The following is a 12393-nucleotide window of genomic DNA, read 5'->3' on the forward strand; positions in this document are numbered from 1 at the left end:
CGAGGGCTTTTATTTTATTCACGCTTGATTTTATTGGTAAGTCTTAGCTTCTTATGGTTTAGATATATTTACCGGCTCATGGCTTAGATATATTTACCGGCTAATGCTTTGAAGTCTTCTTCGTGTGTTTGAATCCAAGTTGTAAACGGAGTTTGAGCTTCGTTTAACACGCCTGCCAATTCAGCGATGAAGGTAGGAATGTCTACTACTGTAATCGCACCTAGGATTTCACCGAATTTAATGTTGCCTAACACTTCACTGCCGCCTACGAACAAGTTGAAGGCAGGTTGAGGTTTTTTGTCTACTAATTTAGCAGTACCGTGGAAACCGATTTCACCGACCTGATGTGTACCGCAGGAAGATGGGCATCCGGAAATATGCATCTTAGGAAGGTATGCCGTATCAATGCCTTGTTCAGCTAAATGGTTAACGATGGATTCCAATAGTCCCTGAGAGTTCTGGAAACCAACTTGGCAACGGCTGTTACCGATACAGCTTACAGACTGTAAGAACTGATCCTTCATGTGATCCCCGGTCATTTCAAGAACCTTTTTAGCTTCTTCAGCAGTAAGGTTGATGAAATAGATTGCTTCATCATTCGTCAAACGACCTTCGCCGGCTTCCAAGGAGCCTACATAGCTGCAAACATCACGGAATGTCTTGTAGTCAGGGTTACCGCCCAATGGATGGTAATGTACAGCGTATAAGCCCTTTTGGGATTGCGCCATTACACGTGTACCATACGCAGCCAATTCATCGGCACTCAATTCTGTAGTGCCCTGTTTTTTAACAGTCATATCAGGTGCTTCGAAGGTTAAGTCTTCTACGCGGCGTGTAAATGTGAGGAACTTTTGGAAAAGTTCGCGGTATTTATCTTCGCCCAAGTTTTCCACTACAAAACGCATACGGTTTTTGCTGCGTGTATGGAAGTCGCTGTTTTCCATAAATAGACGCACCATAGCTTTTACATAGTAAAGCATATCCTGAGGGTCTACGCCTTCAGCCAACAAGAGGCTTGGACGAGAACCATTGCCCATACCGCCGCCTGCATATACAGTAAATGTACCGTCTGCCTGAGCTACAAAGCCCAAGTCTTTACAAGTTGCATGGGTATCATTTTCAAGACCGTTCGTCATGGAAATTTTAAGCTTACGCGGCATTTTAAAATCAGGAATCAAAGTCAACACGAATTCGCTGAGAACCTGTTCGTACGGAGTAATGTCGAATGGTTCGCCCGTTGTTACACCGCGAAGCGGGCTGGCCGCCACATTGCGCACATGGTCCCCGCCACCACCGCGGGAGTAAATGCCGTGTGCATGACAGGCTTTAAATAAATCAGGCACGATGCTGCCTTCCAAACCGTGTAACTGGATGGATTGACCTGTAGTAAAATGAACTGCAGGAATTTCATACTTGTCGAGCATATCTGCAATGAAGTTCAGCTGATCGCCGGTAATACGTCCGCCGGATAAACGCATACGAAACATAGCCGTTTTGGCTCCGCGTTCTGCATACGTGCCGAAAGGACCGGAAATACCTTTGTAATCACCTACAGAAATTTCTTTGTTAAAAAATGCTGCACTTGTTTGAGCAAATACATCAATGTCTTTGAGTAGGCGAGCTTTCACCTCTTCAGTTAAAAATCCCATACTTAATACCTCTCATTCTTTTTAAAACTTATTGGCCACTCCATCCCTTTATTTATTACCCTTTGGATACACCAATCTATATACTACTTTATCGTAACATGGCCATATATGACCGTCAATGACCGTATTCTTCTACAAAATATGATTAAAAGACATACCTTTTTGATAGGAAAATAAAAACGTCATAACCAATGGCCGAGAATCAGCTTCCCGTGCCACATGATTATGACGCTTTTGATTTATGCTGTATATTCCATATTCAATAACGTATGCCAAATGCTCTATCGTCAGTGTTTGCACTAAGTGAGCTACACTGAATAATCTACACGAATCTCTTAGCGGATTCTAAGCCCTCCGTTGCAATGCTTTCGGCCGCTCTAAAATCATAGACCACATAACGCCGGCTTTCAAGCCGCCCGGTGGTAACTTTCCTTTGCGGTGTTTCCCCGGAATATGCAGATATCTGCTATGCTCTCTGCGCTGTCTATACGCCGGATCCGCCGCAGACTGTCTATATTGTCTACTATCCACAACAGCGGCTTGTTCCGCCGCAGTGCGCCAGGATTGACTTTGACCGCCCTGCCCTGCAGAATATTGACCGGTCGGTTGCTGACTTGTCGGATATTGTGCAGTTGGATATGGCGTTCTTGGTACTTGCCGTGTTGGTGCTTGACGCTCCGGCATTTGCCCGGTCGGTGTTTGCCTTGGTGGCATTTGTCCGGTTTGCGTTTGTCGCGGTGGCATTTGCCCCGTTGGTCGCTGCGGCTGTTGTGTTGGCATTGGCTGCCGTGGAATTTGTGGCTGTGGCCGTTGTTCCATCGGTGGTTGTTGCCAACCGGTGCCGGGTTGACCATATGGTCCTTGGCCCGTGTTCGCAGTCTGCCCCTGATTTACTGTTTGTGGCATCTGCAGTGTAGACGGTTTATCCTTGCGTTCTATGCGAATTCCATAATGGCGTTCCATATCCTCCCAGGAACCGGCTTGATTTCCCTTTCCTACTTGGCCGGTGACGCGCCCCTGCGGTTGCGGAGCATTCTGTCCATTATTCGGTGGCATCTGCATTGGACGGCCCATACTATCCCTTGGCTGCATGCCCCCTTGTTGCCCCGGTCGCTGTTGATTCATCGGAACTTGGCGGTTTTGACCTTGTGGGTACTGTCTTTGCGGAGCTTGACCTTGAGGGTATTGACCTTGGCCGTATTGTCCTTGTTGATATTGACCTTGGCCATATTGCCCCTGTTGATACGGTCCTTGGCCATATTGTCCTTGTGAACCACCTTGAGGATTTTGTGGATTTTGCTGATTTGGAGGATAATTTACATTATCCGGATAATTCGGATCTTCCGGATAATTTGTATCATCACGACGGTTGTTGCGACGTCCACGAGAGTTAATAAAGAAGCTGACCAGCATAATTAATATGACATAAAGACCCAGATCCATTATCCAGACCTCCTTCCTTATTTATGCTCGTTGTTGTCAGCAGTTGTTAAATCACTCAACTCGTCACCTGCGATAGTTTCACGCATTTTCGTATCCGCCATAATATTGTTCATATTGTAATAGTCCATAACGCCCATATGTCCGTCACGCAAAGCCTGGGATAAAGCTTGAGGCACTTCTGCCTGCGCTTCCACAACTTTCGCCTGCATTTCCTGCGTATAGGCGCGCATTTCCTGTTCCTTGGCCACTGCCATGGCACGGCGTTCTTCCGCCTTCGCCTGCGCGATCTTCTTATCCGCTTCCGCCTGATCAGTCATGAGCTGAGCACCAATGTTACGTCCTACGTCAACATCGGCAATATCGATGGACAAGATTTCAAAGGCCGAACCGGCATCCAAGCCTTTATTCAATACAGTACGGGAAATGTGATCCGGATTTTCCAATACATCTGTATGCTGCTCCGAAGAACCTACGGTGGTTACGATACCTTCACCAACACGGGCGATAATTGTTGCTTCGCCGGCACCACCTACGAGGCGGTCAATATTGGCACGCACAGTAACACGGGCACGAACCTTAAGTTCGATACCATTCTGTGCCACCGCGGAAATAACCGGTGTTTCAATAACTTTCGGATTAACACTCATTTGTACCGCTTCCAGTACATCACGGCCGGCCAAGTCGATGGCGGCAGCTCGTTCAAATGTCAATGGAATGGACGCACGTTCCGCTGCGATCAATGCATCAACTACGCGGTTAACGTCACCACCGGCTAAGTAGTGAGCTTCCAGCTGGTTAACATTAACTCGTAAGCCCGCTTTATTGGCTTTTACCAATGGGAGCACGATCTGAGCCGGTGCCACACGACGAAGGCGCATACCTACCAAGGTGAAAATGCCCACATTAACACCGGCTGCCAATGCGGAAATCCAGAGTCCTAACGGCACAAAATGTAAGAATATTGCCACGATGATTACTATGGCAACGAAAAGAAAAACAAAACTATAATTCATCAAATCAATCAATGCTGACATAAGTCTCTCCTTTTACTTAATAACTATACTGCACTGCGGGAAACTTGCTTAGGAAACTTTGCGCACCACAACACGTCCGCCGGTAGCATCAACTACGACCACTTTAGTGCCGGGCTCCAAAAATTCCCCATCAGTTACTACATCCACCGGATTATCATCAATATTGATTTTACCGGACGGACGCAATACTGTTACTACAACACCTTCCTTGCCGATTAAATCGACTCGTTCGTCATTCCCCGAATAACCACGCTCCTTTGTAGACTCTAATGTAAGTGTAAGCTTTTGCCCGATACGGCTGTTCGGCAATTGCTTAATGACTAATATGGTGATTGCCAGTATAACAAATGCGGCAACCGTAACAACGATAGCGGCGAACAAGCCGCCTCCCAGTGCATAATATAAAGCCCCTAACAGGGACATCATGCCCAGCAGGCCAAATACGCCAAAGCCGGGAATTGCAAATTCAATACCAAGAAAGACTATGCCGGCTACAAAAAGAACTGTTATCATATGCCCTTCCTTTCTGTGTACTTATTGAGGTAATAGTAAATACATAGTATAAAACAGTACTACATACTATAAAAAGTAACACTATATACAAACCTCTTACTGTTACTTATTCTATAAAGTCCGTTTAAATACCTTTTTATTCCCAAGATATATTCGTATATATTTTGTAAATAAAAAACCCCCTCATTTGAGGGGGTGAAATATTTTTGATTATTAGCCTGATTTTTTCTAAAAATAGGCAAAAAAAATGGCGGAGAGAGAGGGATTTGAACCCTCGGTACGGTATAACCGCACACATGATTTCCAATCATGCTCCTTCAGCCGCTCGGACACCTCTCCATACGTACAAAGTACTTTACTAGTATATCTAAAACCCATATATTTGTCAACAATCTTTTTACGTATTTTTTACTAATTTATAAAGCCCCTTTTTTACCCCTGTTGACAAGTATATTCTTTCATTTTAGTATACAGGTAGTAAGTGATTTAAAAGAGTAAAGGAGGCGAACTGCATGGCGGAAGTCTTTGATTTTGCCAAAGGCAAAGCAGCTTATGAGGCAAAAAAGGCACAACAACAGAATACCGAAGCTGATGCACACGTTCTGTCGTCCGAAGACATTGCAGATCTGTTCGCCCTCACCGAGGAAGAAGCGGCTCGCCTTCTCGAAGAGAATTTAACAGCCGTTTTTAATAAAATTATGGAACGATCTAAAACAGTAGAAAATTTCACCGAAGAAGAGGCCAAGGAAATTTTAAATAAGCACTTCGAAGACCTGTTCGCGCAAGTAATTATGGCCTCCCTACAGGAAGACATTTCGCAGGAAGATGCCATGCAGAAGTTAGATCAACTCTTAAGTCGTCGTGCGCCGCTGTCGTTACGTCTTATAAAAAACAATCCTGACTCGGAAAAATAACAGCACCTCTTCTAACTGTTAACTTATACTAACCATAAAATCTATACAAAAGATAAACCCACATACAAACAGATTTGTATAAAAACAGATTCATATAAAATCAAATCTATATAAAAAAGAGTGTTTCCTTTATCACAGCCCCACTACAAATGGCCGGTAGATAAGTGAAAACACTCTTTTATTTTGCTCTTTTATTTTGCCCGATTATCTGCTTTCCCTATTAAATAAGCCCTTCAATCAGATCTAATCCTGTTGGTACAGGTGCTACTAAAAGCAAACAAACAGCCGCCAAGATAGCCATGGCCATCGCTGCATAGGAGAATGTGCCCTGTTTGCTGTATTCGTAAACGCCAAAAGCCCGTGTGCCCAAAGCTGCACCAACAGCAGCGATTAAGGATGGCATGGAGAACATATTGTACATAGCAAACACCATGAGGGCCCCGCCCAATGCGGCGATTACGGTAACTAAAGGCAACAAGGTGTCAAAGCTTGTACCGCGGTTACGGCGCAGACCTTTAATATAAGTACTGAACTCCAATCCGAAGGCGCCCAGGAATATTGTCATGAAGCCCCAAACTTGTGCCCAACTTGTACGGAACGCATCACGATTTTTACCGGCGTACCAGGTAAATGCAGTAATCACCAGCATCACTAAGCCTACAACGCCGTAGAAGTAATTGGCCGGAATCCAAGGTAAGATAGCAACGCCGACTACACACCATAAAAGCGAAATAATCGTAATAAGGCCAAGCTGTCCCATGGTTGGACGGTGTCTAGGCTCAATCTTGCGATATACATTGGCCCCTAATTCCATAATAAAACAGATAATAAAGAATGCTACCGAAAGAGGCGGTGCCACGAAAGCCAAAATCAATGCCACCACTAACGGTAACGCAATACGCCATCCTCTAAAGAAGGCAAGGTTTTTCATTTCCAGGCGCATATCCTGTGTTTCCAATGTAAAGTTGTTATACACTACAAAGGTCAGCATAAAGGCTACCACTTCCAAAGGTGTGGCGCCCCAATACAACAAGGTAGGCACTAACAAAAACGACATAGCTACACCGGTAAACCGTGCGAGGACGGCAACGATAAAGCCAAGGCCGAAATACGGCAAAGAGGCAAGTAAAATATCCATAAAACTCTCCGTTCCACATATATAAGCACGCTAGTTATTCAGCTTCAACTTTAATTTTATCCGGCTCATATATGTAATTAAATTTGTATACACCTAAGTATACAAAATTTCGGGAGTCCTGGGAAGTAATGCCGTAAACGTATAAAGAGATTTATAATACGTAAGTATGGCTATAAGTATAGCTAGATGGGATTATCTTACTTGATTTATCTTACAGGATTTAACTTACCACCCGTTTATACCGTTTCCACTTCTCCAGACGGCGCCTCACGGCTGTATAAGAGCATCCGAAGTGTTCCGCAATCTGCAAGGGACTTTGCCCTTGGTCATAGCGATAGCAGACTTCATAGGCATTGAGGTCCAAATTGTGGCCCCGTAATTTTACGCCCCGTTCTTTTAAACGTTCACCAATAGTCCCGGCTTTCACATTATAAATGCTTTCCAGATCTGTAGTGGAGTAGCCGTGAACTTTATATAAATACATGAGTTCGTCCACATTCACCGCTATGCGCTTATTGCTGTGGCGAATCCGAATGCCTAACCGACGCAAGGCTGCCAGCACGAGCCAGCGGGATACGCGGAGGTCCTTGGCAATCTGATTGGCGCTTTGTCCACTCTTGTAGAGCCGGGCAATACGACGCTCCATAGCAGGAGAAAATTTAGTATTCTTCGGCGATTTTACATAGCGCAAAACACCGGCTTTTCTCAGTCGGTTCGCAAGTGTAGTATGTGAGCATTGATACCGCTGAGCCAATTGCTTGACTCCAATTCCCTTTCTGTAAAGTGTGACCACTTCATCCATGGGTAATTCCAGTTTTCGCGTTCGAATAGGAATGCGATATTCATGGAGTCGTCTTACAATCGTGTCCTGACTGCAATGCAATTTTTTCGCAATCATCCATGATGACTGCTTCTCCTCCACGTACAACTGAAATAGTAACTGTTCCGGTATGACGATACGTTGTGATGGTCTTGGTTCCATATGATCCTCCCTTATAAAAGATTTGGATTATAAAAAACGTCCCCCTCAGAAATTCGTCGCTGCTCTTTTCTTCAGTCAATCTTTTTCAATTATAACGAAGCCGCTCTGTCAAAAACAACCCATCCACTCGTCCTAATAGGGCGAATCGTATACGGAATTAGCAAAAAGACCTTGATTTTTACCTTCATCTTGATTGTTTCTCATTATTAACCAAATGACAATTACACGTAATGTTAAACTTCACTAAACAGACATCTTTCGACTCAAATTTTTTAATATCACACTACCTTCCACGTATTAAAAATTTATATATGCCTTATTTTGCTTATATCGAAAATTTGCGGTATACTATAAAAGCAAATAATAACTATTTATTTCTATATTTATATATAAGGAGTCTTTATGGACAATTACTATATTATGTCGATGATTGCCGCCTTGCCGGCCATTGTCGTTGCCATGTCAGTTCACGAATACGCCCATGCCCAGGTTGCCACCTGGCTTGGTGATGATACACCAGCCCGTTACGGCCGCCTTACCTTAAACCCATTCGCCCATGTAAGCTGGCTCGGGTTCCTCATGATTTTGCTCTTACAGTTCGGCTGGGCAAAACCGGTTATTATTAATCCGGCCAATTTTAAAAATAAAAAACTGGGCGATGTGCTCGTTTCGGTGGCCGGCCCTATTGCCAACCTGATCATTGCCTTTATTGCGGCAATCACTCTCGTTTTAACCATGTATTATAATGTGGAAATGTCTGACGGCCTCGTACGCGTACTGCGTGCCATGCTGATTCTCAACATTAACTTTGCCATCTTTAACTTATTGCCAATCCCTCCATTGGACGGCGCACATATCGTTTCGTCGTTCCTGTCTCCAGACTTACAGATGAAATATTGGCAGTGGCAACGTTTCAGCTTCATCATCCTCATTATCTTAATCTACTCTCCATTGTTGAGTATGATTTTGATCCCTATGAGTAACTTGATTTTAAAATCATTTACAGGCATAGCCGGGCTTATCCTTTATTTCTTATAAGTCCTATAAGTCTTAAGTTTTCAAATTAAGGGCCTGAAAGCTAAAACGAACCAAGCTCTGAATACTTAATACCAAATACTAAAAGTTAAACCACTGCCCCGCCGCTCCCTCAGAATTGTAATTATATACTTAGCGTGCTACACTCTAAGTATACTGATATTTAGCGAGACACGATGGGGGAGGTGCTGCGCCATGTTATTCCAACAGGCTACAGTCGATGAGTTTGCACGTATAAAAACTTTTTATTGGGATTTGATTGATGATATGGCCGATCAGAATGACCGTATCGGCTGGAAAAAAGGCATTTATCCTACTGATGAATTTCTGAAAGAGAGCTTGGCTAAAGGCGAATTGTACACGCTGAAAGAAAATGACGACCTTTACGCATGCGTCATCGTTAATAGCGATTATAATGAAGGGTATGAAAATACGCCTTGGACCTTGGAGTGCAAACCGGAGGAAGTGTTAATTCCTCACGCCTTGGGTGTTCGCCCTAACTTACAGGGCCGCGGTATCGGCCGTCGCGTTGTAGAGGAAGTACTTAACCTGGCCCATAAAATGAATAAAAAGGCTGTACGCCTCGATATTCTGGGTACCAACATTGCTGCGGAAACCTTGTACACAAAATGCGGCTTTGTCTTTGTGGAAGCAAAAACCATGTTCTACGAAGACACCGGCTGGACGGAGTATAAATTATACGAATACAATTTATAAAACTTGTCCTACAGCCCTAACCTTTAATAAAAACAAGAACATAATAACAGAGCAGAAAATAAAAGAATATAATAAAAGAGCAGAAAATAAAAAATCTGTATCGCACTACTTCACTACTGCGATACAGATTTTTTTATTATTTATAGGCATTATCTGCCCTATATTCAGTTGTTGGCTCTTTCGTTATTGCCATTTATTATCAGCACGGGCCGGTGTGTAATTATTATCTATACTAACTGAAATTATTATTGGTTTTCTAAATCGAACTTCCAAGTGCGGACCATTTTTACCCATTTAGGATCAAAATGGTTAACGATTTCACTGTGGCCGATGTCTAATTTCTTAATTTCATCCATGTCTTCTTGAGACAATGTGAAGTCAAATACATCGAAGTTCTGTTGCATGCGTTCTTCGCGTACAGATTTAGGGATAACTACAACGCCGCGCTGAATATTCCAACGAAGTGCTACCTGCGCAGCGGATTTGCCATATTTATTGCCAATGCCTGTCAATACAGGATGGGTAAAGAAATTATGCAAACCTTCATTAAATGGGCCCCATGCTTCCGGCACTACATTGTATTCTTTCATAGTTTCCAAGTTAACTTCCTGTTGGAAGAACGGATGCATTTCTACCTGATTAATCATAGGTTTGATTTCAAAGGTTTCGCAAAGATCAACTAATACTTGAGGGTAGCAGTTGGCCATGCCGATAGCTTTGAAACGGCCCTCTTTGTATAATTTTTCCAAGCCGCGCCATGCACCGATGTAATCGCCCATTGGTTGGTGAAGCAACATTAAATCAATATAGTCTACGTCTAAACGCTCAAAAGATCCTTCTGCCGCTTTAAGAGCACCTTCGTAAGAGAAATCTTGTACCCAAAGTTTGGTGGTAATGAAGATTTCTTCGCGTGGAATGCCGCTTTCTTTAATCGCATCCCCCACTGCACGTTCGTTCAAATACGCTTGTGCCGTATCGATTAAACGATAACCGGTTTTCAATGCAGTTAATACTGCTTTTTTACAATCTTCGTATTCGGGAATCTGGTAAACACCGAATCCGAGCATCGGGATTTTTACCCCGTTATAAAACTCTCTATATTCCATGGGAATCTCCTCTTTCAGTAATCGATTATATAGAGAGTGCATGTGTCACATACACCCTCTATAGGTCTAACCATTTTTACTATTTTAACTATCTCATATACAACAATCAGCTGTTATATTATTTTTCATCGGCGTGAATGTCATAGTTTGCCAACAAGAACTCCGCTACACCCGGAGCGTCAGGATTATGACGGCCTTTGCCGGTATCAAGAGCACGCATAGCGTTCATTTCGTCTTCAGTTAATTCGAAGTCGAAAATTTCCATATTGCTCTTCATACGTTTAGGGTTTGTAGTTTTAGGGAAAATAATGATACCTTCCTGTACTTCGAAACGTAGGATAATTTGGCCGTTCTCCTTGCCATGAGCTTCCGCAATTTTGCTGATTACAGGATTATTTAATAGATCAGGATTGCCTTGACCCAATGGAGCCCACGCTTCAAGACGAACATTGGCCGCGTCTAAAATTTCACGCAATTCTTTCTGCTGATAGAATGGGTGGAATTCTACCTGGTTAACGGATGGAACTGTGTTGAACTGAGGTACAAATTCGTTCCAGATTTTTGGTGTCATGTTACTTACACCGATGGAGCGGATTTTACCGGCTGCTTTTGCTTCTTCCATGGCTTTCCATGCGCCCGGAACATCGCCGTATGGCTGATGAATAAGATATAAGTCCATGTAGTCCAAGCCTAATTTACGAAGAGACGTTTCAATCCCTTTTTTAGCTGCTTCATAGCCATAGTCCTGTAACCAAAGTTTGCTGGTTACGAAAATTTCTTTACGATCAATACCGCTATCGTTGATAGCCTGACCTACTTCGCTTTCGTTGAAGTACGCAGCAGCCGTATCGATATGACGAATACCTAAATCTAATGCTTCACGCACAGCTTTGTATGTGCTGCCGTCTGCAGGAATTTGGAATGTACCGAAACCATATACAGGAATTTGAACGCCATCGTTTAATGTTACAGTGTTAATTTTCATACTCTTGTCCATCCTTTCTACGTTGATTAAAATCAAATAGAATTTATAAAATACAATAAAAATACGTTACTTCTAAAAACACTACTTTTTAAAAATCACATTATTCTTACTAAATACATTACGTTAAAACTAAATACAATCTGGTTTACTAAAACACATTACTTCAAAATTAAATACGGTGTTACCAAGCTTGGCAGGAAATGCTCGCAAAACTCACGAGTTCGCGCTTCAAAGCTGTAGGCGCCGCCGGACATATCCCAGCAGAGCATTTGCCCGTACAGAATGTCGATAATTGTATGGGCTAATATTTCTACAGGCGTATCGTCCTTCAGCTCGCCTCGTGCGATACCGTCATTAAAAAACTGTCGCATGGATTTTATATCCAGATACAGTTTCGTGTCCTCAACCGGTACATCCAGTAAATCAGGATCCACCGTGTTGCGCACCCATTCCTGACAAAGCTTTAGACTGCTCTTTTCAATATATCCTGAAAAGTTGCCCATAAAAAATGTGAGGCGCGTTATAAAGTCACCTTCATGTGCGAGAGCCTGTTTCGTAATCTCTTCGTACATTTCGTAACTCAGTTCAAAGATAACATCTTCCTTACGCTTAAAGTGCGTGTAGAATGTGCCTGTTGAAACGCCGCTGGCTTTGGCAATCTCCTCAATGGATGTATTAACCAGTCCTTTTTCAGTGACAAGCTTTTTCGCCGAATCCAGTAACTTTCTCTTAGTTTCTAACGCTGCAAGCTGTCGGTTCGTTAATTTTGTTGTCATCGACTCACCTCCCAAATCTTCTTGGTGAGTTCATTATAGCACATTCACTGAATTGAATTCAATGAATTTAATTCAGTATTTTTAACTTTTTGAATATAAGG

General features: G+C 43.0%; 12 protein-coding genes and 1 tRNA gene. 3 read left to right on the forward strand and 10 right to left on the reverse strand.

Features of this window, described 5'->3' with window-relative positions:
• Window positions 1–83: 83 nt before the first annotated feature.
• The 5 genes from KHZ77_RS08475 to KHZ77_RS08495 all read right to left on the reverse strand — a co-directional run bounded on the left by KHZ77_RS08475 (window position 84) and on the right by KHZ77_RS08495 (window position 4978).
• Complete coding sequence (locus KHZ77_RS08475; RefSeq protein WP_295197880.1) at window positions 84–1649, reverse strand: nitrite/sulfite reductase; 1566 nt, start codon at window positions 1647–1649, stop codon at window positions 84–86.
• A gap of 345 nt (window positions 1650–1994) precedes the next feature.
• Window positions 1995–3092 (reverse strand): hypothetical protein, encoded by a 1098-nt coding sequence (locus tag KHZ77_RS08480; RefSeq protein ID WP_295197883.1) that lies wholly within the window; start codon window positions 3090–3092, stop codon window positions 1995–1997.
• Between the two features lie 17 nt (window positions 3093–3109).
• Window positions 3110–4126, reverse strand: coding sequence for a flotillin-like protein FloA (gene floA, locus KHZ77_RS08485; RefSeq protein WP_295197886.1), 1017 nt, complete (start codon window positions 4124–4126; stop codon window positions 3110–3112).
• A gap of 48 nt (window positions 4127–4174) precedes the next feature.
• The gene (locus KHZ77_RS08490; RefSeq protein WP_295197889.1) at window positions 4175–4639 is read right to left on the reverse strand and encodes an NfeD family protein; all 465 of its coding nucleotides are present in this window, start codon (window positions 4637–4639) and stop codon (window positions 4175–4177) included.
• 248 nt (window positions 4640–4887) lie between these two features.
• Window positions 4888–4978, reverse strand: a tRNA-Ser gene (locus tag KHZ77_RS08495).
• Window positions 4979–5151: 173 nt separating this feature from the next.
• On the opposite strand from KHZ77_RS08495, the gene KHZ77_RS08500 reads away from it, so the two are divergent.
• A complete protein-coding gene (locus KHZ77_RS08500) occupies window positions 5152–5553 on the forward strand; it encodes a hypothetical protein (RefSeq protein WP_295197892.1) in 402 nt (133 codons plus the stop codon).
• Window positions 5554–5773: 220 nt separating this feature from the next.
• Here KHZ77_RS08500 and KHZ77_RS08505 read toward each other — a convergent pair whose 3' ends face one another.
• The gene (locus KHZ77_RS08505; protein WP_295197893.1) at window positions 5774–6691 is read right to left on the reverse strand and encodes a hypothetical protein; all 918 of its coding nucleotides are present in this window, start codon (window positions 6689–6691) and stop codon (window positions 5774–5776) included.
• A 220-nt stretch (window positions 6692–6911) separates the two neighbouring features.
• Window positions 6912–7673 (reverse strand): helix-turn-helix domain-containing protein, encoded by a 762-nt coding sequence (locus tag KHZ77_RS08510; RefSeq protein ID WP_295197896.1) that lies wholly within the window; start codon window positions 7671–7673, stop codon window positions 6912–6914.
• 402 nt (window positions 7674–8075) lie between these two features.
• Between KHZ77_RS08510 and KHZ77_RS08515 the strand changes: the two genes are divergently transcribed.
• Together KHZ77_RS08515 and KHZ77_RS08520 are read left to right on the forward strand one after the other, a co-directional pair.
• Window positions 8076–8711 carry a site-2 protease family protein gene (locus KHZ77_RS08515; protein ID WP_295197899.1) on the forward strand — a complete coding sequence of 212 codons (636 nt, stop codon included), beginning with the start codon at window positions 8076–8078 and terminating at the stop codon, window positions 8709–8711.
• 192 nt (window positions 8712–8903) lie between these two features.
• Complete coding sequence (locus tag KHZ77_RS08520; protein ID WP_295197901.1) at window positions 8904–9425, forward strand: GNAT family N-acetyltransferase; 522 nt, start codon at window positions 8904–8906, stop codon at window positions 9423–9425.
• Window positions 9426–9670: 245 nt separating this feature from the next.
• On the opposite strand, the gene KHZ77_RS08525 is transcribed toward KHZ77_RS08520, so the two are convergent.
• From KHZ77_RS08525 to KHZ77_RS08535, 3 genes are all read right to left on the reverse strand, one after another.
• Window positions 9671–10531 (reverse strand): aldo/keto reductase, encoded by an 861-nt coding sequence (locus KHZ77_RS08525; protein WP_295197904.1) that lies wholly within the window; start codon window positions 10529–10531, stop codon window positions 9671–9673.
• Window positions 10532–10649: 118 nt separating this feature from the next.
• Entirely contained in the window at window positions 10650–11516 is an 867-nt protein-coding gene (locus KHZ77_RS08530; RefSeq protein ID WP_295197908.1) for an aldo/keto reductase, read from the reverse strand.
• Between the two features lie 158 nt (window positions 11517–11674).
• On the reverse strand, window positions 11675–12292 hold the full coding sequence (locus tag KHZ77_RS08535) for a TetR/AcrR family transcriptional regulator (RefSeq protein WP_295197911.1): 618 nt from the start codon (window positions 12290–12292) through the stop codon (window positions 11675–11677).
• Window positions 12293–12393: the final 101 nt, after the last annotated feature.

This window comes from Veillonella sp. (assembly GCF_018364065.1).
Taxonomy (GTDB): Bacteria; Bacillota; Negativicutes; order Veillonellales; family Veillonellaceae; genus Veillonella_A.